This window comes from Bacillus sp. P14.5, from assembly GCF_003316765.1.
Lineage (GTDB): Bacteria > Bacillota > Bacilli > Bacillales > Bacillaceae_B > Rossellomorea.
The window spans coordinates 106,453-129,118 of the sequence record NZ_NIJF01000095.1 but is presented as its reverse complement, the minus strand read 5'-3'; the positions used below and the strand labels follow the sequence as shown (position 1 = coordinate 129,118).

26 protein-coding genes, 1 pseudogene and 1 riboswitch are annotated in these 22,666 nt (G+C 41.9%); all 27 genes and pseudogenes read right to left on the bottom strand.

Annotated features, from left to right (window positions below):
• The 27 genes and pseudogenes from flhB to xerC all read right to left on the bottom strand — a co-directional run bounded on the left by flhB (position 1) and on the right by xerC (position 22,239).
• Positions 1-1,083: a flagellar biosynthesis protein FlhB gene (gene flhB / locus B9Z54_RS18710; RefSeq protein WP_113929907.1), complete on the bottom strand. Its 1,083-nt coding sequence runs from the start codon at positions 1,081-1,083 to the stop codon at positions 1-3.
• A gap of 1 nt (position 1,084) precedes the next feature.
• A complete protein-coding gene (gene fliR, locus B9Z54_RS18705) occupies positions 1,085-1,861 on the bottom strand; it encodes a flagellar biosynthetic protein FliR (protein WP_113929906.1) in 777 nt (258 codons plus the stop codon).
• A gap of 5 nt (positions 1,862-1,866) precedes the next feature.
• Positions 1,867-2,136 (bottom strand): flagellar biosynthesis protein FliQ, encoded by a 270-nt coding sequence (gene fliQ / locus B9Z54_RS18700; RefSeq protein ID WP_113929905.1) that lies wholly within the window; start codon positions 2,134-2,136, stop codon positions 1,867-1,869.
• Positions 2,137-2,149: 13 nt separating this feature from the next.
• A pseudogene (gene fliP / locus B9Z54_RS18695) lies at positions 2,150-2,700 on the bottom strand (flagellar type III secretion system pore protein FliP).
• 106 nt (positions 2,701-2,806) lie between these two features.
• Positions 2,807-3,472 carry a flagellar biosynthetic protein FliO gene (locus B9Z54_RS18690; RefSeq protein ID WP_113929904.1) on the bottom strand — a complete coding sequence of 222 codons (666 nt, stop codon included), beginning with the start codon at positions 3,470-3,472 and terminating at the stop codon, positions 2,807-2,809.
• A 76-nt stretch (positions 3,473-3,548) separates the two neighbouring features.
• Entirely contained in the window at positions 3,549-3,911 is a 363-nt protein-coding gene (locus B9Z54_RS18685; protein ID WP_113929903.1) for a response regulator, read from the bottom strand.
• 16 nt (positions 3,912-3,927) lie between these two features.
• Positions 3,928-5,124: a flagellar motor switch phosphatase FliY gene (fliY, locus tag B9Z54_RS18680; RefSeq protein WP_113929902.1), complete on the bottom strand. Its 1,197-nt coding sequence runs from the start codon at positions 5,122-5,124 to the stop codon at positions 3,928-3,930.
• The gene (fliM, locus tag B9Z54_RS18675; RefSeq protein ID WP_113929901.1) at positions 5,114-6,112 is read right to left on the bottom strand and encodes a flagellar motor switch protein FliM; all 999 of its coding nucleotides are present in this window, start codon (positions 6,110-6,112) and stop codon (positions 5,114-5,116) included. Before fliM ends, fliY begins: the two co-directional genes overlap by 11 nt.
• A gap of 30 nt (positions 6,113-6,142) precedes the next feature.
• Entirely contained in the window at positions 6,143-6,565 is a 423-nt protein-coding gene (gene fliL, locus B9Z54_RS18670) for a flagellar basal body-associated protein FliL (protein WP_113929900.1), read from the bottom strand.
• The gene (locus B9Z54_RS18665; protein ID WP_113929899.1) at positions 6,555-6,776 is read right to left on the bottom strand and encodes a flagellar FlbD family protein; all 222 of its coding nucleotides are present in this window, start codon (positions 6,774-6,776) and stop codon (positions 6,555-6,557) included. Before B9Z54_RS18665 ends, fliL begins: the two co-directional genes overlap by 11 nt.
• Before the next feature lie 58 nt (positions 6,777-6,834).
• Positions 6,835-8,052, bottom strand: coding sequence for a flagellar hook protein FlgE (locus B9Z54_RS18660; protein ID WP_205207735.1), 1,218 nt, complete (start codon positions 8,050-8,052; stop codon positions 6,835-6,837).
• A gap of 73 nt (positions 8,053-8,125) precedes the next feature.
• A complete protein-coding gene (locus tag B9Z54_RS18655) occupies positions 8,126-8,515 on the bottom strand; it encodes a TIGR02530 family flagellar biosynthesis protein (protein WP_113929898.1) in 390 nt (129 codons plus the stop codon).
• A gap of 16 nt (positions 8,516-8,531) precedes the next feature.
• Entirely contained in the window at positions 8,532-9,173 is a 642-nt protein-coding gene (flgD, locus tag B9Z54_RS18650) for a flagellar hook assembly protein FlgD (RefSeq protein ID WP_113929897.1), read from the bottom strand.
• Between the two features lie 9 nt (positions 9,174-9,182).
• Positions 9,183-10,535: a flagellar hook-length control protein FliK gene (locus B9Z54_RS18645; RefSeq protein WP_113929896.1), complete on the bottom strand. Its 1,353-nt coding sequence runs from the start codon at positions 10,533-10,535 to the stop codon at positions 9,183-9,185.
• A 28-nt stretch (positions 10,536-10,563) separates the two neighbouring features.
• A complete protein-coding gene (locus tag B9Z54_RS18640) occupies positions 10,564-11,109 on the bottom strand; it encodes a MotE family protein (RefSeq protein WP_240190003.1) in 546 nt (181 codons plus the stop codon).
• A 67-nt stretch (positions 11,110-11,176) separates the two neighbouring features.
• Positions 11,177-11,620 (bottom strand): flagellar export protein FliJ, encoded by a 444-nt coding sequence (fliJ, locus tag B9Z54_RS18635; RefSeq protein ID WP_113929894.1) that lies wholly within the window; start codon positions 11,618-11,620, stop codon positions 11,177-11,179.
• Positions 11,617-12,939, bottom strand: coding sequence for a flagellar protein export ATPase FliI (fliI, locus tag B9Z54_RS18630; protein ID WP_113929893.1), 1,323 nt, complete (start codon positions 12,937-12,939; stop codon positions 11,617-11,619). The genes fliJ and fliI overlap by 4 nt, the downstream gene beginning before the upstream one ends.
• Positions 12,940-12,952: 13 nt before the next feature.
• The gene (gene fliH, locus B9Z54_RS18625) at positions 12,953-13,714 is read right to left on the bottom strand and encodes a flagellar assembly protein FliH (RefSeq protein ID WP_162785286.1); all 762 of its coding nucleotides are present in this window, start codon (positions 13,712-13,714) and stop codon (positions 12,953-12,955) included.
• On the bottom strand, positions 13,707-14,723 hold the full coding sequence (fliG, locus tag B9Z54_RS18620) for a flagellar motor switch protein FliG (RefSeq protein ID WP_113929891.1): 1,017 nt from the start codon (positions 14,721-14,723) through the stop codon (positions 13,707-13,709). Before fliG ends, fliH begins: the two co-directional genes overlap by 8 nt.
• 11 nt (positions 14,724-14,734) lie before the next feature.
• Entirely contained in the window at positions 14,735-16,324 is a 1,590-nt protein-coding gene (gene fliF / locus B9Z54_RS18615) for a flagellar basal-body MS-ring/collar protein FliF (RefSeq protein ID WP_113929890.1), read from the bottom strand.
• A gap of 50 nt (positions 16,325-16,374) precedes the next feature.
• Positions 16,375-16,680: a flagellar hook-basal body complex protein FliE gene (gene fliE / locus B9Z54_RS18610; RefSeq protein ID WP_113929889.1), complete on the bottom strand. Its 306-nt coding sequence runs from the start codon at positions 16,678-16,680 to the stop codon at positions 16,375-16,377.
• A gap of 11 nt (positions 16,681-16,691) precedes the next feature.
• Positions 16,692-17,153, bottom strand: coding sequence for a flagellar basal body rod protein FlgC (gene flgC, locus B9Z54_RS18605; protein ID WP_113929888.1), 462 nt, complete (start codon positions 17,151-17,153; stop codon positions 16,692-16,694).
• Between the two features lie 2 nt (positions 17,154-17,155).
• Entirely contained in the window at positions 17,156-17,545 is a 390-nt protein-coding gene (gene flgB, locus B9Z54_RS18600) for a flagellar basal body rod protein FlgB (RefSeq protein ID WP_113929887.1), read from the bottom strand.
• Positions 17,546-17,975: 430 nt separating this feature from the next.
• Positions 17,976-18,063, bottom strand: a riboswitch (cyclic di-GMP riboswitch).
• Between the two features lie 185 nt (positions 18,064-18,248).
• Positions 18,249-19,028, bottom strand: coding sequence for a GTP-sensing pleiotropic transcriptional regulator CodY (gene codY, locus B9Z54_RS18595; protein ID WP_113929886.1), 780 nt, complete (start codon positions 19,026-19,028; stop codon positions 18,249-18,251).
• Positions 19,029-19,169: 141 nt separating this feature from the next.
• Complete coding sequence (hslU, locus tag B9Z54_RS18590; protein WP_187444330.1) at positions 19,170-20,564, bottom strand: HslU--HslV peptidase ATPase subunit; 1,395 nt, start codon at positions 20,562-20,564, stop codon at positions 19,170-19,172.
• A gap of 211 nt (positions 20,565-20,775) precedes the next feature.
• The gene (hslV, locus tag B9Z54_RS18585; protein ID WP_113929884.1) at positions 20,776-21,318 is read right to left on the bottom strand and encodes an ATP-dependent protease subunit HslV; all 543 of its coding nucleotides are present in this window, start codon (positions 21,316-21,318) and stop codon (positions 20,776-20,778) included.
• A gap of 21 nt (positions 21,319-21,339) precedes the next feature.
• Positions 21,340-22,239: a tyrosine recombinase XerC gene (gene xerC, locus B9Z54_RS18580; protein WP_113929883.1), complete on the bottom strand. Its 900-nt coding sequence runs from the start codon at positions 22,237-22,239 to the stop codon at positions 21,340-21,342.
• Positions 22,240-22,666 lie beyond the last annotated feature (427 nt).

Sequence of the window (22,666 nt, the reverse complement as noted above, 5' to 3'; positions counted from 1 at the left end):
TTACAGCTGATTTTTCATTCGATAGACATAGGCCAGGATTTCTGCCACTGCCTTAAAAAACTCCTCTGGTATCGCATCGCCAATTTCAGCACTGTCATAAAGCGACCGTGCCAGAGGCCTGTTTTCTACCATGATGACATCATTTTCACTGGCGATAAATTTTATTTTTTGGGCCAGATAGTCGACGCCTTTTGCCACAACATAAGGAGCATCTGATTTACTTTCATCATATTTCAATGCAATAGCAAAGTGGGTGGGGTTGGTTATGACGACATCGGCTTCAGGTACTTCCTGCATCATCCGCCTCATTGCCATTTCCCTCTGCCTTTGCTTAATCTTGGATTTGATAAGGGGGTCTCCCTCAGTGTTTTTATGTTCATCTTTAATATCCTGTTTGGACATCTTGATATTTTTTTCAAAATCATATTTTTGATATAGATAGTCAAAAACGGATAAAAACAGCAGTGCCAATGAAGCAGCAATCCCCATTTGAACAGTCAGGGACGCCATTGTCGCCAAAGAGTCATGGGTGGATTTAAACGAAAGCAGCAATACTTCTTCGATATTCCACCATAAAATGACAAATGTAATGGCGCCTACGAATCCGATTTTCAATATCGACTTCAACAATTCGACAATCGCTCTTAAGGAAAATATCCGCTTCGCTCCCTTTATCGGATCGATTTTTTCAAGTTTAGGCTGTAAGGGTTCTCCAGTAAACATGACACCGACTTGTACATAGTTGGAAAATATACCCGCCAGGAGTGCTACGAGCATAATCGGCCCAAGCAATATCGCGACCTGCTGCAAAACCTCCATCACTATCAGCATGAAGGAATCCTGGGTCAAGTCCATCATCATATAATCTTGAAAAGAAATGCGGAATAAATCAAAAACGATATTGCCGATATAAGAAGCACTAAAAGTCAAAAATAAAAATACAGCGAGTAATATGACAGCTGTATTCACATCCTGGCTTTTTGCTGTTTGACCTTTCTTCCTTGAATCCTGGCGTTTTTTAGGAGTGGCTTTTTCTGTTTTTTCACCTGCAAAAAACTGCAGATCAAGGGAAAGCAATTTCAAATCAAGCGCCTCCGATAATTTTCATTAGATCTCTCATGGTATAAACCATTAATTCAAACATTTGCTGCATAACAGTCATCATAGCACCCAGCACAATGAATAAAACCAGGAAGCTGACTGCAATTTTAATAGGAAAACCGACTACAAAGATATTAAGCTGCGGTACAGTCCGTGCCACAATCCCTAATGCAACATCTACCAGAAAGAGGGTGGCGACTACCGGAATTGACATTTGAAAAGCTATGATAAACACAGTGTTAAAGGTTTTTAGAACGTATTCTGTCAGGTTCTCATTTCCAAAAGGAATCCAAGGCTGATCTATAGGAATAAATTGATAACTGTAAAACACGCCATCGAGAAGCAGATGATGCCCATCGAGAGCAAGCAGAAGCAGGAGGGCAAAAGTATATAGATACTGTCCAACCAGCGGGGATTGAGCGCCAGTCTGCGGGTCAATGACGTTAGCAATGGCAAACCCCATCTGGAAGTCAATAAAACTCCCGGCAACCTGTATGGCGGCTATAATCATATAGGCAGTGAACCCTATCAATAGACCGATAAGTGCTTCTTTCATAACCAAAAGTATATAAGCGGCATCTATTACCATCGGGTCCGCATCGATAGAATAGTACATAATCCAGGCAACCACACCAGCGAACCCGATACGGTGCTGAGCCGGAATAGATCTGTAAGAAAATAGCGGAAGGGTCACAAAGAAAGCGGAAACCCTTGTAAAAACTAATAGAAAGATAGAAAGGCTCGGAATCAGTTCTTCCATTTCATCTATCCTACAAACCTGTTTAGGTTTGTGAAAATTTCGGATGTGTATGTGACCATTTTAGTAAGCATCCACGGTCCAAAAAAGACAACACCAATAAGGACGGCTACAATCTTTGGGATAAAGGCCAAAGTCTGCTCCTGAATCTGAGTCGTTGCCTGAAAAATACTGACAACTAGACCGACGACCAAAGCGAGCAGAAGCAAAGGTCCGCATATCACCAATGTCGTATAGACCCCTCTTTCAGCTAGAGCAATTACCGATTCTACATTCATATTAATCACCTACTTAAAAGCTTTGCAGCAAAGATTTAACGACCAGGTACCAGCCGTCCACCAAGACGAAAAGCAAAATTTTGAACGGTAACGATATCATGACGGGCGGAAGCATCATCATCCCCATCGACATAAGCACACTCGCAACGACCATATCAATGACTAGAAAAGGGATGAAAATCATAAAACCGATCTGGAAAGCCGTCTTGATTTCACTTAGTGCAAAAGCGGGTACAAGAGCTGTCAGAGGAATATCGTCTATTGATTCGGGCCTGTCTGCACCAGAGTAATTCAGGAACAGTTCCAAGTCTTTTTGTCTCGTATGCTTACTCATAAAATCCTTGAATGGGACCGCTGCGTTCTCATATGCCTCCTCCAGGTTGATCTCCTCATTAAATAAAGGAGTCAAAGCCGTTTCATTCACTTCCTGGAAAGTGGGTGCCATTATAAAAAAGTTAAAAACAGAGCTAACCCCATCAGTACTTGATTGGGAGGCATTTGCTGCGTTGCCAATGAAGTACGGACGAACGAAAGCACAATGACAATCCTTGTAAAAGAAGTCATCAGAATCAAAATGCTGGGCGCTATGGAAAGCACCGTAAAGAGGAGCAGCAGCTTCACAGATGTTGAGACAGAATCGGGAGAATTGGTATTGAAAAACTCCATGAATTCATTCATTGTTATCTGTCTCCTTGTCCAAATCTTTAAGCATTTTCTTTCTGCCTTTCCTTACATCGTCTATCTGTGATTTCAGCAAAGATTGAAATGATTCAGCCTCTTTAGGCTTATCAGAAGCAATACCCGTTTTCTTGCCAACCCATTGTGTCAGGATGTCCTTCTGCTGCTGTAACCCTTGTGATTTATCTTCATAAAAGTTAAGAATTTCTTCTTTTTCTTCTGTCTCATCAATTTCCTTCAATAATTGAATGTCTTCCCCCACGCCAAGGACGAGGATTCTCCCCCCTACTTTCACGAGCTGAACGGAGCGGTTCCCCCCAAGCGTTGTACCCCCAAGGTTGTGAATCAACTTGGTCTGCTGAAATGATTTGCTCTTTTGATTGATAAATTTTAGCAAAAAATAGATTAAGGCAATAACAAATATAAGGGCAAAAATCATTTTCATATAATCCATCGCCGTAACACCAGTGGAGGGCTGGGGATTGCTGTTTTCAGTCTGTTCTGCTGCAGGCTGTTCTTCTTCATTACGCTCTTCAGGCTGTTCCCAGTAGTCTTTCACGGTTCCATCGAACCCTGCATATGCCGGCATGGTTCCAGTCATATGCAGAGCAGCTGAACAAGCAATAATGAAAAAAAGCTTCCTTAATATGTTTCTCAAAAAAAGCACCTTCTCCTTAATTCCCTTGCTTATGTTGCTTGGAAAAAACTATCATTTATTTATCTGCTGAATACCTTTAGTTTAACGCTTTCTGTATTGCTTCGATTACGCGGTCCGCCTGGAACGGTTTAACAATGAAGTCCTTCGCACCGGCCTGAATGGCGTCGATGACCATTGCTTGCTGCCCCATTGCTGAACACATGATGATCTTGGCATTCCCATCTATTGCTTTTATTTCTTTTAATGCAGCTATTCCATCTTTTTCAGGCATCGTTATATCCATTGTGACTAAATCAGGATTTAACTCTTTAAATTTCTCGACTGCCTGATTGCCGTCTGCAGCTTCTCCTACAACTTCGAAGCCGTTCTTCGAAAGAATATCTTTGATCATCATTCTCATAAAAGCCGCGTCATCCACTATCAAAATTCTATTTGCCATTTTCTTTTCCCCCGTTTTACTTCAGTTTTTTTAATCTGTCTGTTTGACTGACAATATCTGTGATTCTAACTCCGAAGTTTTCATCAATGACGACCACTTCACCTTTTGCTATTAGTCTGCTGTTCACCAGGACATCGACCGGTTCACCGGCAAGCTTATCGAGCTCAATAATTGAACCTGAAGATAATTCCAGGATATCCTTAACAGAACGATTCGTCCTGCCAAGTTCAACTGTCACATTCAATGGAATGTCCAGGAGCATATCAAGATTTTTACTTTCAGGCTTGGCAGCCGGCGCCTGTTCAAAACTTGAAAATGAAGCCGGTTGTACATTGACAGCCTGCTCATTCACCTGATTGCTTCCATAGTGCTGAGGCTGGGTTCTTTCAGGTGCCTGTCGGGCTGGCGTTTCTTTGTAAGTTTCAGGTTCTTTATACGATGTCTCTGGAACTGTGTTCCGGTTACTATTCTCCTGATTGACCATGTCCTGTTCCATTATATCGGAATTTGTCGATGAAGTATCGTTATTATTTGTTAATTCTTCGACAAGCTGTTTGGCAAATTGCAGAGGAAGCAACTGCATGATATTTGAATCTATCAAGTTTCCTACTTTTAATGAAAAAGAGATCTTAGTCAATAAATCTTGTTCAGGAATGTTGTCTGCACCTTCTCCTTTAGGAAGATACATCATATCGACTGTCGGAGGGGATATATCCACTCTTTTACTGAACACTGTGGACATGGACGTAGCAGCCGATCCCATCATCTGGTTCATTGCTTCTTGAACCGCACTAACTTGGATTTCCCCAAGGTCCGTTGATGGGCTCAGCCCATCTCCTCCAAGCATCAGGTCAGCAATTACTGCGGCGTCTTCCTGTTTTATGACCAAGAGATTGGCACCAGAAAATCCTTCTGTATATTGAACTTGTATAGCTACATACGGATGTGGAAAATCATCTTCCAATCTGCTTCTTTCCAAGATGGAGACCTTTGGTGTAGTGATTTCAACTTTCTGGTTCAGCAGAGTAGAAAGAGCTGTGGCTGAACTGCCGAAGGATATATTACCGATTTCTCCCAAAGCGTCCTGTTCGAACTCACTCAAGTACTCTTCCACATTTAAATTTTGAGAAGAAGCTGATTCTTTCTCATCGCTGGCTGTGCCCCTCAATAGGGCATCTATTTCATCTTGTGATAACATATCATCACTCATCATCCTCTTCTCCCCCCTTTAAAGAATCAATTATTTGTACAGCAAGTTTTTTGTTCTGCTCTCCTGGCTGGGCGGTGAATTTAGGGATTTCCCCGACCTTTACCACTAAAGGCGAGTCTATTCGTCTGTTCAACTGTATAACATCACCTATATCCAGCGAGAGGAAATCATCAATTGTAATATCTGAGCTGCCTAATTCAGCCACAACCGGTACTTGCGCTGTTTTAATTCGCTTCTGAAGTTTTTCTGATTCCTGAGGATCTTTTTCCTTCGCTTTCGTCTGCATCCAGTAGCTCACCGATAATTTAGGAATGATCGGCTCCAGAACGACATGCGGTATACAAATGTTGATCATCCCGCTGGTTTCCCCGATAGTCGTATTCATTGAAATGACCACTACGGTCTCATTGGGAGAAACCATTTGCAAAAACTGAGGATTCACTTCGAACTCTGCAAGCATCGGATCTATTTCAGCTATATTGCTCCAAGCGTCACGGAGATTATCAAATGCCCTTTCGAAAAGATTGGACATGATCTTTGTTTCGATCTCCGTCAGGTTTTCTATCTTATTCATCCCAGTTCCCTTGCCGCCCATTACACGGTCCATCATGGCATAGCCGATATTAGGATTAACTTCCATCAAGATATGCCCGTCCAAAGGGGGAACGTCAAAGATATTCAATATGGTCATTTTGGGTACCGACCTGACAAACTCCTCAAATGGCACCTGATCGGCAGATACTACAGATATCTGTACATATGTTCTCAGCTGTGCTGAAAAATAGGTAGTCAGGATTCTTGCAAAATTTTCATGAATCCTCGTCAAACTTCTGATTTGATCTTTAGAGAATCTTAGCGCCCTCTTAAAATCGTAAACTTTTACTTTTTTCTCTTCTTCATCTTTTTTAAAATCATCCGCACTCATTTCACCTGTAGAAAGTGCCGATAACAATGCATCTATCTCATTTTGCGAGAGAACCTCACTGGACATTTCCTCACCCCGCTTTCTACTGCAGCATTCTTATTGAATCATATAAGAGGTGATATATACTCTTTCGATTTCTCCCTCTTGCATAAGGCTGTTAGCTTTATCCTTTATGGTCGTTTCCAGCTGCTGTTTTCCTTCTTTTCCCTGAAGTTCTTCCGATTTCAATTCAGAAAGCTCTTCTATGATGATATTCTTCACTTGAAAATCCCTTTTTTCTAATTCTTCCTTTGCTTTTTTGCCGTCCGTCTGGACTTTAAAGGAAATTCTGATGTAATCCCCGCTGAGCAGGTTTGTGGTAAGTTCCGGTACGTCGACCGATGCTTCAATCACTTCATCGATGCTCGGTTCTTTCGTTTCGTCCCCATTGAACTTTAATAAAACAACGAGGGCCAGAACACCTACCAAGGTGATGGTCACCAACAATATCAGTGTTATAGTAAGCAGTTTATTCTTCATCTTGTACCCCCGCGGTATTACGTAGTCCCAGTATGTTAATTTTCCGGTAGAAGGAGGCCGTCTTGTTCTCCACTTCTTCTACTGTCTCTTTCACAACCAATTTCTTTCCGTTGGTAAGAGTGATGGTGGTGTCAGGAAATGCTTCCGCACTTTCTATGTATAAACAATTAAGCGAGAACGTTTTGCCATTCAATTTGGTCAGCTTTATCAAATTTATTCAGGACCGGCATGATTTTCACCATCCAGTCCTGTACCTCCCTTGCAATCTATTATCGTTTCAAGTTCACAAGCTCTTGAAGGATTTCATCCGAAGTGGTGATGATTCGGGTGTTCGCCTGGAAACCGCGCTGTGCAGAAATCATTTCTGTAAACTCTTCTGACAGGTCGACATTGGACATTTCCAGGGATCCTGAGGCAATGGTTCCTCTGCCTTCCCCAGCTACATTAACATTCGCCGTACCTGAGTTTACCGACTGCTGGAAAGAGTTGCCGCCCGCCTTGGTCAAACCGGATGGGTTGCTGAATTTAGCCAATGCAAGGTAACCGATTGTGGTAATTTCTCCGTTGGAATAAACACCATTTATCTCTCCCATCGAGCCGATGTTGAAGCTTTCAAGTGATCCCGCTGTATTTCCGTCTGGATCAGCAGCGGCTGATAAATCTCCAGCAAGATTGGTAAGCTGAGAATAATCAATTGAAACGTCCAAATTCTGAGCATCACCATTCGAATCTGTATAAGGAAGATTGATTTCTTCCGGATTCAGTGGGGGAGTTACGGTTAAATTCTCACCAGGATTGTCAAAGTCAATCGTTACCGGCGGTGTATTAAGAGGCGTCTCTCCATTTTGGTTAATGAATTCCAATGACCATTTTGAAGATGGAGTGCCTATTGGTGATAATTTCATATCCAGTGTAATCTGTTCTCCTTCATCAGTTACCACGTTGATTTGCTGAACGAATGGCTCATCGCCTACTGCGTTATTTGAAAGATTTCCAGATAGCGTAATTTCCTCAGTAGTATTAGCCGGAAGCTGGGCGTTTACATTGACCTGGATATCTTCCAGAACTCCATTTTCATATGATTGAACTTTCATCCCGTCACCGTTAACCAGTGTGCCATTATCATCCAAGTAGAAGTTTCCAGCTCTCGAATAGAACTCAGCATCTCCTTGCTTGACCACGAAGTAACCATCTCCATTGATTGCCAGATCAAGCGGGCGGCCGGTTGACTGAAGGCTTGATTGAGTATGGATCGTATCAATGGTTGAAAGTGTGGACCCCAGCCCAACCTGCATAGGGTTTCTTCCTCCGCGGTTTTCCTGTGCAGCTGAAGCTCCTGTTACGGTCTGATTCATTGTATCCTTGAAAGTGACACGGCCTTTCTTAAATCCGTAGGTGTTTACGTTTGCGATATTATTACCGATTACATCAAGTTTTGTTTGGAAATTTTTCATTCCGCTGATTCCTGAATACATTGAACGTAGCATGTTTAATTTTCCCCTTTCATATTTCACTGCATCTGTCGGTCAACAGTGAATGGCTTCCTCTATAAGGTCCAGCCTATTGATCTATGATTATTGTTCCATCTATATTAGTGAAAATCTGTGAACCTGCTTCTTTTCTATCCATGGCAGTTATGACGGTGGAATTTTTCGCGCTGACAATCAATGCCGCATTTTCAAGAATAACAAGCGATTCCTTTACACCTTTTGTTTTGGCTTGAGCAACCTTACTTTCAACTTCCCTCCATGTCTCAGACGATATTTCAATCCCTCTCTGCTTCAATCGGGTATCCGCGTGCTTGCTTATCGTAAGGCTTTTTCCTTCAAAAGATTCCTTTAAGGTTTCGGCGAAAGACTTGGCAGGAGTGGTATTCTTGCCAATACTTTTAGGAGGAAATTGTGACGTAATCGGTTGAGATGGCAAACGATTGATGAACTTGCTCTGCATTCAACCACTTCCTTGATTATTCAATTTTCATAATTTGTTCTTCTTTGATCTTGCTTCCATTTTCTAAATGGAACCATAGACTGCCTTCTTTCTTTGACACCGAGGAAACGGAACTATATAATTCTTCTTCTCCGGATTTCCAGTGTACACTCCTTCCGATCAGGCTGCTTGCAGTGACTAATGAATTGCCGCCAGATGAATTCCTATTATGATTGACTTGTGATAAATTGCCAGGCGCCAGTGTTGTTCCATCTTCTAAAATAAATTGGACTTCATTATCCTTAAACCTTACAGAATTGACGATGCCCTTTCCTTCTTTGATCTCTGTTTTGCCGCCTTCACCATCTGTATTCTCAAGTTTGTGCCAGGTAATTTCTTTTCCGACAAATTGATTATATGAAATCAGGTTATTCTGTCCTTCTGCTTCAATGAATTTTTCCATCGTTTTACCTAAATTAGTGATCTGCTCCAAGGTAGAGAAAGTCGCCATTTGAGCTATAAAATCTTTGTCCTGCATTGGATTAAGAGGGTCTTGGTTCTGAAGCTGGGTCATCAGGATTTTCATGAAATCATCTTTACCCAGTACATCTTTTCCCCCTTCTCTTTCTTTCTGCTGCATTGAAGATAATAATAGATTTGAGTTGATCGTATTAGACATTTTCATCACCTATACTTCACTGTTCATTAGTAGTTCTTTGAAAGTTGTTTCAGGATTTTCATTTTCATCCTGCTGCTGGTTTGACTGCTCTTTTGGCTGCTGTCCATTATTTTGTTGTGAAGGCTGTCTTTCCTGACGGTTCATTTCATTCAGTGTATGGGCTACTTCTATTTTTTCAACCTGGAGATTCTGGCTTGATAGTGCTTGTCTTAACCCAGTCAGCTGCGAATCAAGAATATCCTTGGCTGCCTTTGTGCTTGCAAGAATCCTTGCAGTCATAACCCCATTTTGCTGCAGAATTTCAATACGCAGTGAACCAAGCTGCTCTGGATAAAGCTTGATCAGCAGTTTGCTCATGTTGGGAGTATGCATCATTTGTGATCTTCCCAGAATATTTGCAAACTCTTTAACAAATTGTTCGTAAGTAGTTCCATTTTTGTTCCTATTCAAGAAGAGAGAGAATTGCTCTATTTTTCCTGTTTGATGCTGTCCTATCAAACTTGTAAATGGAACACCATTTCCCTTTGAAGGCTTTTCCCCCTCCAATGTGCTTTCTGCAGCAGAATCAATGTTATTGGTCTGGAAGGACAATTGCTTCCCATTGAGTTGAACCAGATTAGCGGATTTCTCTCCGGAAGGTTTATTAACAGAAAGTGAATGCTGAACTTCATTTTTTGAAATCGCATCTGGATTTCTGCCTGAAAGATTAGCATCGAACGCCCGTTTGAGAATTTCACTCCATTTGGCGCTTTTCAAATCGCCGCCATTGAAAATCTGTTCCAGCTTCTGCCCGATAATTCTTAGGTTATTCTGTAAGCTTTCAGCCTTTTCAGCTTGATTATTATTGGAATCAGTTTGTCTCAAGCCCTGCTCCAGTACCTTCGAAGCTTTCAGGAGAAGCTGAAGTGACGGCTGGTCTAATTTTTTCAGGTTATCAACGGATACCAAACTGATTACTTCCAATAACTGAATTAAGGCTTCTTCTCCTTCTTCCTCTTTCAATAAAGAAACTATTTCTTTTAATTGAGGGATTTCCTTAACAATCCCCTGCATTAAAGATTGTACAGCCTCAAGGAATTCCATTTCAGTAAAACCAGCTTCAGTAAGGACCGCCTTCAAATTCACATCTGAGATTTCTTTTGTCTCAAGAGTGCCTGTGCTCTCCCCTTGAAGAATCTGGAGAAGCTTCAGAAGCTGCATCATTTCTGTCTCAATTTGTTCACCACTTGCTTCAGACTCCATCTCACTGGAAAATAAACGGCTGAAAAGAGTCCCATTCTCTCCTTCTTGACGCCCATTTGCCATTTCCCGATTGGAAAGCTGTCCTAAATTCTGCATGGATAGCATTGCACCAACGTTCATTTGTTCACCTCCTTTCAAACAAAATTCATTAAGATTCCTGATCTATATTCGCTGAAAGTAATTCTGTATATTCAGCCGCATCGGCAGGAGGCATTTTTTCAAGAATTTCAGCAAGTGTATCAGGCTTGATGTTCGATAAGATTTTTACGGCTTCCTCATTTTCCATATTCAGCAAAACAGGTGCTGCACTTTTGGCTGACATGGATTCAAAGGTAGAAATCACCTCTTTAAAGGCCCGCTTGTTTTCCTCACGGATCTGCTCTAATTCCTCAATCTGCCCTTGAAGTTGTTCTTGCTCCGCCAGCAAACGGTCTTTTTCACTTTCCTGTGAATCAATTTTGCTTTTAAGGCTGGTTATTTCTGAATCCTGACTTTCGATTTTAGATTGCAGAGAGAGTACTCTTTCTTCCAGCTTCGCCGCTTCTTCTTTGGCGTCTGTTGGTATGACAGATGAAACAATGGGGATGTTTTCTCCTGCCTCTTTTGCTTTTTCAAACACATTGATACCTAATACCGTCATTATCAGCAAGGCTATTACCACGGCAAACAGAAGAGGAATGATACCTGCAAACAAAATCCACTGAAAGGGGCTGTTTGTTTTTCGTTTCTATTCTTCCCTGCTACTTTCCCCATGTCATCACCTAATTTCTCTTATTCGTAAACTGCATGACTGCCAATTCATCTAGTACTTTGCTTTCAGAAGAGTGCAGGAATTCTTTATACTTATTAAAATCGTTCTCTTTGATTTTTTCGTACTTCTTCACTTCCACATTCATCTCTGAGAGCTTTTGTTCATGCCAGTTCATCCTGTTCCTCGCCTGGATGACCAGACCTTGGTAATACTCTATTGTTTTTTCGATATTTGTGATGAAGTTCTGATTATGCCGGATATCCTGCACGGACAAACCGCTTACCAGCCTTTCATTTTGGAAACTTTCCAAGTCCTCTTTCTTCCTTAATAGTTCATAAAGCTTCTGAGCGATATCTTCGAATTTTTCTACTGCTGCACGGTAAGATTCCCTGACTTCCTCTTTTTCTCTTTCCTTTAGAGTGAGGATTTTTTCAAACTTAAACGTATAGGTCATCCATTCCACTCCCCTTTTTCTGCAAGGTCCGTCAGAGCGTTGACACTTTCATCCATGGTCACTCTTTCCCCGGTTCCCTGCTTTAGGAATGAGAGAATCTGAGGCTGATAAGCAATGGCCATATCAATTTCCTGTGAAGTTCCTCTTTTATAGGCACCTATGTTAATCAGGTCTTCAGAATTACTATATGTACTCATAAGACCCCTGACTTTTTCAGCTGCCTTCAGGTGTTGTTCAGGTGCCAAGTGATTCATCAGCCTGCTGACACTTTTCAGGACATTTATCGCAGGAAACTGCCCTTTATTGGCAATGTTCCGATCAAGGACGATATGCCCATCCAGGATCCCTCTTGTAGTATCGGCAATCGGTTCGTTCATATCATCTCCGTCAACCAAAACAGTATAAAATGCGGTAATGGTTCCATTCTGGTTCGTGCCTGTCCTTTCGAGCAGCTTGGGTAAAATCGCAAAAACAGAAGGTGTATATCCTTTTGTGGCAGGGGGCTCTCCAACTGCAAGCCCTATTTCCCTTTGAGCCATAGCGACACGCGTAACCGAATCCATCATCAGCATGACATTCATTCCCTTATCGCGGAAATATTCGGCTATGGCCGTTGCAGTGAATGCCCCTTTGATCCTCATTAAGGCAGGCTGGTCAGATGTAGCGGCAACCACTATCGACCGCTTAAGCCCTTCCTCTCCGAGATCTCTTTCAATGAACTCCCTCACCTCTCGCCCACGCTCTCCAATAAGAGCGATGACATTCAGATCTGCTGTTGTATTCCTGGCAATCATTCCGAGGAGGGTGCTTTTGCCGACACCACTTCCTGCAAAAATCCCGACCCTCTGTCCTTTCCCTACTGTCAGCATGCTGTCAATGGCTCTGACTCCCACTTCAATTCTTTCATTGATGGGAGGCCGGCTCAGCGGACTAGGGGGCTCTTGTTCTGTGAAAGTACGCGTCAAACCCTTAGGGAGAGGCTCTCCATCTAAAGGGTTTCCCAGTGAATCAACAACCTTCCCGATTAAAGAATGACCAACCTTGATTGTAAGCGGATTGGAAGTCGCTTCCACAAGACTTCCAGGAGAGATTTCATTAATACCGGAATAAGGCATCAAAATGACAGTCTCTTCTTTGAATCCTACTACTTCCGCCTGTATTTTCCTTGTAGATTCAGCAAGATGTATCAAACACATATCTCCAATTGAACTTTTTGGACCTTGTGATTCGATCATCAAGCCCACTACCCTTTTTACTTTTCCAAACTTCTTGAAGGAGTGTAATGAAGGAATATACTCTAAAAGTTCAGCTGCTTTCATTCAATTTCACCCTCTAATATCTCAACAAGTTTATTTTTATTTCCCGCATCTGGCTGTCTACGCTGGCTATGACTCTGCCTTCTTCCGTTTCTATGAAGCATTCCAGTTGGCTGAGCTCGTCATCCGGGTACAAAAGAAGCTTGCGAAGAACAGGAAACATCGATTGGATTTCTTCTTGATTATCGCTAAGCAGCTTGTAATTAGCAGGATTGACATGTACCTTCACTTCAGGCAGGTCACGCACCTCCTTAATACCTCTTTTGACGATATCCAAAAATATTTCCGGTTCTTCTTCCACTTTTCTCCCAATGACTCTCTCTGCAGTTTTCATCCCCAGTTCCAGAATGACTCTCTCTGCTTTGGCAATATGATGATGGTAATCCTCTTTAGCCTTGGATACTACATCGACCGCTGCGTCGATTTGCTGCTTATATTCTTCACTTCCCTGGCGTCTTCCCTCATCGAGTCCCTGCAAAAAAGCTTGCTCATATGCATCCTGCTGCAGAAGCTCTTTCTCCTGGTCCCATTCGGCCCTTAAAGAAGATACTTCCTGTTTCATTCTTTCAGCTTCATTTCTTGCCGACTCCAATATAATTTGGGCTTCCTTTTTTGCAGACTCTATTAGTTTTTCTCTTTCAAGGAGACCAATGTGATTCTCCAGCACTTTTCCTTCGCCTTTTTCGATACCTGCCCCCAGAATATTCCTTACAGAAATGACCTTTGCTTTCCGTGCCTGGATATCAGGAGACTCTGTATACTTGATGACTCTAGACAATAATATCGTCTCCTCCGCCGCGGGCTATAATAATTTCACCAGCGTCTTCAAGCCTTCTAATCACACTTACGATTCTGGATTGTGCCTCTTCCACGTCACGCAGCCTTACAGGACCCATGAATTCCATTTCTTCTTTAAAAGAATCTACCATTCTAGTGGACATATTCCGGAAAACGATATCCTTGACTTCATCACTTGAGACTTTAAGAGACAAGAGCAGATCTTCATTTTCACTGTCCCGGATGACCCTTTGGATGGAACGGTTATCGAGAGTGACAATGTCTTCAAAGACAAACATCCTCTTCTTGATTTCTTCAGCCAGTTCAGGGTCTTGAATTTCCAATGCATCCAGGATGGTCTTTTCGGTAGATCTGTCAACACCATTCAGCACCTCAACGACTGCTTCTACTCCTCCAGTCTGTGAGTAATCTTGAGTAACAGTTGTCGAGAGCTTTCTTTCAAGGATTGCTTCGACTTCACTTATTACTTCAGGAGAAGTCCCGTCCATAAGAGCTATACGCCTCGCAATATCAGCCTGCACTTCCTGTGATAATTCAGAAAGGATTTGCCCGGCCTGCTGTGGATTCAAATAAGAAAGAATCAACGCAATGGTTTGTGGGTGCTCATTTTGAATAAAGTTCAGAATTTGGGAGGCATCCGCTCTTCTTGCAAAATCAAACGGCTTAACTTGCAGAGAAGATGTCAGCCTGTTAATAATGGCCGACGCCTGTTCATTCCCCAACGCTTTCTCCAGCACTGTTTTGGCGTATCCGATACCGCCTTGTGAAATATAATCCTGTGCAAGGGCAATGTTGTGGAATTCCTCCAGAACTTCTTCCTTCGCAACAGTCTCTACCTTTTTAACACCAGAAATCTCTAATGTTAACTTTTCTATTTCTTCTTCTGATAGGTGTTTATATACAGATGCCGATACATCAGGGCCAAGTGAGATAAGGAGAACGGCCGCTTTCTGTTTGCCTGTCAATTCTTTTTCGCGTTGTTTAGCCATTTTGCTTCCTCCTATTCATCAGCCAGCCAAGACCTTAGCAGTTTTGCAAATTCTTCGGGTTTTTCCCTGGCCATTTTTTCAAGTTGTTTTCTTCTTGCGGAACCTTCAGTCTCTTTCTCGGTTCCTATATCCGGAATATTGACTGGCTGCATGATCTCTTCCTGATACACGACATCTTCCTCAACAATGGTTTTCTTCCTTCTTACCATGAGGAAAATCAGTAATAGGATAACCGCAAGCAGGATTCCTCCAATAACATAGGTCCACCAAGGCAAAGCAGTCTGCGTTTCCTTTCCGAATTCCATTTTTCCATTAAAAGGCTGAACCGAGACTACAATTTTATCTTCAATGGCTTCAGGCGTCAGTTCCGTGCCCGACTCTTTGTCAATTGAAGTTCTGACAATCGTCGATAGTATCTGAGAAATATCTTCCTGTCTGTCCTGAGGGAAAGAATTAGGATCTTCAGGATCCGGCGGCTCAACCATGACCTGGATACCGATATCCCTGATCTTGTAAGGACTTTCCACTATTTCTCTTCGGATTCTATTAACCTCATTATTTATGGTTTCCTCGATCCGTTCGTAATCTCCATCTGAGTTCTCGCCTTCAACGTATGTCCCCAACCCGTCACCAGCATCTTCCGCAGCCGGAACACCACCGGCTGCCGCTCCATTCCCAGTGAAGGTTTCTGTGATTCTCTGGACACTTACAGCGATTCCTTCCATATTTTCTTCATCAACTGGCGTAACCTCGTTTACTTCCCTGTTTTCCTGGGTAAAGTCAATATCAGTGGTTACCGAGACGACGACTTTATCGAATCCTATTAATGTTCCCAGCATACTTTGTACTTGTTTCTGAATATCCTTTTCCACCATGTTTTTTACATCCATTTGCTGGACCACGCTTCCACCGAAGGAAGAATTTTCATTTTCCAGCTCAAAGTACTCAAAAAATTGATTCATGATGACGATATTACTGGTAGGCAGATTAGGAACGCTCTTAGAAACAAGATGATGCAGGGATTTGATCTGCTTTTGATCAAAATTGAAGCCCGGTTGTGTATTCAGGACGATGGAAGCAGATGCCTGCTCTGTCTCTTCACTGATAAATACGCCCTTTTCAGGCAGGGTTATCATCACGTTGGCATCCTGGACGCCTTCGATGCCTTTCATCAGGTTGGCAAGCTCTGTCTGCATGGCGTCGAGCTTCATGACATTGAACTCATTGTCTGTCATACCAAATCCAGCATTCTGACTGAAGAAGGAATAATCGATGCTTCCTGAGTTCGGAATTCCTTCAGCTGCAAGCTCGACCTTCAAGGTATCGACCATCTCAGCTGGAACCATGATGGTAGAACCGCCGTCTGCAATCTCAGAAGCAACGCCTCTCCCATCCAGGTTTTCTTTGATTGCACCAGTTTCTGAGGGAGCCAGGTTGCTGTATAACGGCACTAGATTCGTCCTTGTGGAAAGGAATCCGGTAATCGCGATAGCAAGCACGATTACCAGCAGCACTGCTCCATACATACCCTTTTGCCTTTTCGTTCTGGTTGACCAAAAAGTATTTAATTGTTCTTTATATTTTTTTACATTGTCATTCATCATAATCCCCCGGTTACTTTGTCTGATTTACCCGGCAATAATAACCGTCATTACATAGGCATTCTCATGATTTCCTGATATGCTTCAACAACCTTATTTCTGACTTCCATTGTTGTCTGCATTGTGATACTGGCTTTTTGTGATGCGATCATCACATGGTGCAGGTCTACATTTTCACCGCGTACTAATTTCTCAGTCATCATGTCTGACTCTTTTTGGCTCGCATTTACTTCTTCAATGGATTTTTTCAGGAAATCTGCAAAGTTCTGCTGATTTTGAACCGGCGTCCCCATATTTTTAGCAAACGACGGACCTATCCTGTTAGGTTCAGCAGAATATATATTATGTATAGCCATCGGTCTCCTCCTTATTTACCTATTTCCAATGATTTCATCATCATTGATTTATTTGCATTAAAAGCCGTAACATTCGCTTCATAAGATCTTGTAGCCGAAATGAGATCAATCATCTCTCTGAGAGGATCAACATTAGGCAGCTGAACATAACCGTCCTGATTCGCATCGGGATGTTCAGGATCATAGACCAGGTTGAACGGTGTCTCTTCATCCTCTTTTATTTCCGACACCCTGACACCACTTCCAGGAGACTGAGAGTCTTTCACATTCATAGCTTTATTCAGCATTGAAGTAAAGTTCCCGGCATTCGGCTGGAGGACAACCGACTTCCGTCTGTAGGGCTGCCATTCACCGTCAACCAGTTTTCCTCTTGTTGTATCTGCGTTGGCCATATTCGAGGAAATAACATCCATTCTCAGTCTTTGAGCGCCAAGAGCAGAAGCCGTAGTATTCATACCATGAAATATAGACATGCTTATTTACCTCCCGAAATGACAGTCTTCATTGAATTGAACTTACCATTGAGGCGATCCGACAATGCATTAAAGTAGATTTGGTTGTTAGCCATTTCAGCCATTTCCTTATCGATATCCACACTGTTGCCATTGTGGTTATATTGGAAAGGCTTGGCGTTAAGTGCAAACCCATTCGCTCCCCCACTTGAAAATTCAAAGTGCTTTGGATTTGTCCTGATAGCTTGCATAGAGGAAATAGATTGGCTCAATTGGTCTTTAAAGCTGACACTTTGAGCTTTGTAATTTGGCGTATCAACATTAGCAATATTTTGAGAAATCATCTTCTGCTTAGCCGAAGAATAATTCAAACCATTTTCAAGAGATTGAATGGTGTTGGAAAACAAATTCATTTTTTACACCTCTAACCAGGATTTTGTCAAAAATTAAAGGATTTTGACATTTTTTACGAAATCATACTACCTATTGTAATATTAAGCAAAATGAGTGTCTATGAATATTCGGTTAATTTTATTCCTACTTCTTAATCATTTTTAAGAAGGACTTTTATCATGATTTTATTATAAATAGGGGTATTCTATAAAAAGAATACATATATGTTGGTTGCATTCAATACATTAGACCCTCTTAATTTCCATTGTTTTCATATAAAATTTAAATAAAATCCTCATAAAATATTACAATATTATTACAAACACTCCACACCGGCCACCCTTCCAATTATTACATCAACTTAAATAGGAAAATGCATCCATTAGAAGAAGCTATAAATAAAGCGATCCCTTAAGAGATCGCTTCATAGAAAAATCGACACTTGCTCTCTTAGGTAACCCGGCTGCCATAAACATGTTTGTCATTAGGCCCGTGGCTTTGCGTCCTCTCTTTTCAGTAGAGTTTGCCTTTTCTGTTAAAATTGTAGAATTATGTCGTAAACTGTATGTACTATTATTTTACTATGTAGGTCTGTAAAAACAACCCTTTGCCGGATATTCTTGTTAGGTCTTTAGACCCCTTTTTTCATGTTAAACTTGTTAATCTCCTAATATTTTTCAAATCAAAAAGCCGCTGGTCCTAATGGACCAGCGGCTTTTTTGATTAATTTGTTTTTAATTTATCCAGTTCGATTAGGAACTTGTCATTCAAGACTTTAATGTACGTACCTTTCATCCCAAGGGAACGGGACTCAATTACACCTGCGCTCTCTAATTTACGAAGCGCATTGACAATTACAGATCTGGTGATTCCCACTCTGTCCGCAATTTTTGAAGCAACGAGCAGACCCTCATTGCCATCTAATTCTTCAAAGATATGTTCGATTGCTTCAAGCTCACTATAAGATAATGAACTGATTGCCATTTGAACAACCGCTTTGCTTCTTGCTTCAACTTCGATTTCTTCCGATTTCTCCCTCAAGATTTCCATCCCGACAACCGTCGCGCCATATTCTCCGAGGATCAGGTCATCATCATCAAAACTGTCCTCAAGACGGGCAAGAATCAATGTGCCAAGACGCTCTCCCCCACCGATGATCGGAACGATGGTAGTCAGGCCGTTATTAAACAACTCTCTGTTCTCCACAGGGAAAGCTGTATACTGGCTGTCAATATCCAGGTTAGAAGATGTTTCCTGAATATTGAACAGGCTGTTTGTGTACTCTTCTGGGAATTGACGATCTTCAAGCATTTTCTTCATTCTTTCATTTTCAATCTTTTGATTCACGGCAAATCCTAAAAGTTTTCCGCGGCGGCTGACCACGAAGACATTGGCAATGATGACAGAACTCAAAGTTTCCGCCATTTCCTTAAAGTTAACCGGTTTTCCTGCTGCTTTTTGCAGCATCGCATTGATTGTTCTTGTTTTACTTAATAAATTCATTTCATTTCCTCCTAGTGCAACTGTGTAGTTTCTATATTTATATAATTAAATCCATATTTGACTGGTGTAGTCGTTAGTTTAAACAGGGTGTGACATAATTCTTTTACTGTATTTTTTACCCTCCGCGGATGTACCGCAAACTTATAGAATGAATTGGCTCAGATCCTTATCCTGGGAAATGGCACCAAGTTTATCCTCCACATAAGAAGGTGTGATCGTAATCTTCTCCATAGTAATGTCCGGAGCTTCAAACGATAAGTCCTCAAGCAGTTTCTCCATGATTGTATGCAGGCGCCGGGCACCGATATTATCGGTATTTTGATTAACAGAAAAGGCGATTTCAGCCATCCTACGAATAGCATCGTCAGAAAATTCAATTTGTATACCTTCTGTTTCCAAAAGAGCAATATATTGTTTAACAATAGCATTATCCGGCTCCACGAGTATCCTTACAAAGTCTTCAACAGATAATTTCTTTAATTCCACCCGGATTGGAAAACGTCCCTGCAGCTCCGGAATCAAGTCTGATGGCTTGGCTGTATGAAAAGCACCAGCAGCAATGAAAAGCATATAATCCGTCTTGACTGATCCGTGCTTTGTAACGACTGTAGAACCTTCCACAATTGGAAGGATGTCACGCTGAACGCCTTCCCTCGAAACCTCACCGGAAGATTGGCTGGAGTTTTTACTTGCGATCTTATCTATTTCATCAATGAAGATGATTCCTGTCTGTTCAGCTCTGATGATGCCTTCCTGTGTCACTTCATCCAAGTCAATCAGTTTCTGGGCCTCTTCATTGATTAAAACCGGCCTGGCTTCTTTAACCTTCATCTTGCGTTTCTTCTTCTTCTTAGGCATGAGGCCGCCAAGTGCATCCTGCATGTTCATGCCCATCTGTTCCATACCCGAACCTTGAAGCATATCGAACATGGAGGCCTGCTGCTCTTCAATTTCTACGGTAATAACCTCTTCTTCAAGCTCACCCAATGCCAGTTTTTCCGAGATTACCCTGCGCTTTTCGTGGATAGATGTCTCTTCTTTTTGCTCTTCATCCTCCTGGTGCTGCTGACCGCCTTGATTACCTCCAAAAATCATTTCAAAAGGATTTTTGTAATTACTGTTTTTCTTTTTCGAAGGAACCAGCAGCTCCACCAAACGGCGGTTTGCATTCTCTTCTGCCGCTTCTTTTACGTCAGCCATCTTTTCTTCTTTAACCAGTCTGACGGAAGTTTCCACCAAATCTCTCACCATTGATTCAACATCCCTGCCGACATAACCGACTTCTGTAAACTTGGTGGCCTCGACCTTCAGGAATGGAGCACCTACAAGTTTGGCCATCCTTCGGGCAATTTCCGTTTTTCCTACACCTGTCGGACCCATCATTAAGATATTCTTTGGGACAACTTCATCCTTGATGCCTTCAGCGAGTAAACTTCTTCTATATCGATTCCTTAGTGCAACAGCTACTGCCTTTTTCGCTTCGCCCTGCCCTACAATATATTGATCCAGTCGTTCTACAATCTGTCTGGGGGTCAATTGATTGGCTTGTTTTTTCAAGAGAAACACTCCTTTGTTGGGTGAGGTTCATTATTCGTCTGTCCTGAAGTAAGCTGATTCAACGCTTTGTTCTCATGCAAGATAAAGCTTTACCAGAGATGAGTGCCGATTCATCCCTTTTCTGCATGAGGTGCATATTGGTCCCGGAACAAGCCGGGGCATTGACTTTATTATCATGTTTGAGAAAGAATTACAGTTTTTCTACAATAATATTAGTATTGGTATAAACACAGATATCAGCAGCGACTTCCAATGCTGCTTTCGCAATTTGTTCCGCATTCAATTGTTCACCGCTCATATTCTTCAGCGCGCGACCAGCTGCCAAAGCATAATTACCGCCTGAACCAATTGCCAATATGCCGTCATCAGGTTCAATTACTTCCCCTGTTCCTGATATTAAAAGCAAGTCTTCATCATTCATGACAATCAACATGGCCTCAAGTTTGCGAAGCACCTTATCGCTTCTCCACTGCTTAGCAAGTTCCACTGCGGCTCTTTGAAGATTTCCATTGAACTCCTGCAGCTTCCCTTCAAACATTTCAAATAAAGTGAAAGCGTCAGCGACGGAACCTGCAAATCCCGCTACCACTTTTCCATTAAACAGCTTCCTGACTTTCTTTGCCGTGTGTTTCATTACTACTGCATTTCCGAATGTCACCTGTCCGTCCCCCGACATGGCACATTCACCTTTATGCCTTACAGCAAATATCGTGGTTGCATGAAAATTGCCCAATATAATGTACCTCCTTTTCAACTAAGCACGTGGATGGTGATTCAAGTAAGTCTTTCTAAGATGATCTTTCGTTACATGCGTATAAATTTGAGTAGATGATAAATTTTCGTGTCCAAGCAGTTCTTGTACAGTACGCATGTCTGCTCCATTATTAAGTAAATGGGTTGCAAACGTATGCCTGAGCATATGGGGATGAATTTTCGCAGTCAAGGATGCCTTTTTAACGATACCATTCAGCACATGCCTGATTCCCCTTGCTGTCAAAGGGCCCCCTTTGTAGTTCACAAAGACATATTCGTGCTCCTCGTTCTTCATCAGCTGTCCGCGAGATATATTTATGTACATTTCCAGTTCTTCATGCGCGTAAGTTCCGAATGGAACATATCTCTCCTTGCTGCCCTTCCCATTCACTAGGATGGTAGACAATGAAAAATCTATATCCTTCATTCGAAGACCTGCACATTCACTTACCCTGATTCCAGTAGCATAAAACAACTCAAACATTGCCCTGTTCCGGACCTGTAAGGGCTCTTCGCCCTCACAGGCTCTGAAAAGGGTTTCCATCTCTTCTTCATAAAAGAATTTAGGAAGCCTTTTTTCAGATTTCGGACTGCTTACTAAAGCAAAGGGATTCTCGGTGAGAGTCCCTTCCCTATTCAAAAACCGGAAAAAGCTTCTCAAACTTGAAATCTTCCTGGAGATTGAAGCTCTTGCAAAGTTCCTTTCGTGCAGGCCCGTCAAAAATAAACGGGCATCAAAATACTCTATTTCTGATAAAGCGTGTAAGTTCTGTTCATTCATAAAAAGGAAAAATTCCCTGATATCATCCTTATAAAAAGTAACGGTAAACTCTGAATAGTTTTTTTCTATCTGTAAATATGTAATAAAGTTATTCAGATATTGGTTTGCATTTTCCAACATGTTAATCACCTCACAAAAGGCTACTAAATAGTAACATAATTTAGTAGCCGGCGCAATGGAGTTTACAAATATTTCACAAAGTTCTGAATTGTTTCTAATGAGTGTCCATTTTACCGTTAGTGCTCATTCATTTACTGCTGCTTGTATTTATAAAACTCTCTTTCGTAAAGATTTTCACTATTGAGAAGTAATGGATTTCCGCTTCAGGCGGGACAGGTGAGCCTCCTCGGCTGCGGGGTCTCACCTGTCCCGCTAGTCCCGCAGGAGATCGTACGCCTTCCGCTCCAATCCTCCTACGTAAAAGGGGGCTAAGGTAAAAACACATTATAAAGTAAGACCTTTTAGAAAGATACCAAAAAATAGTCAGTTATCTCACTAATTTTTGCTTCCGGAAAATTTCTAAAGCAAGAATCTCCTACGGAGACTA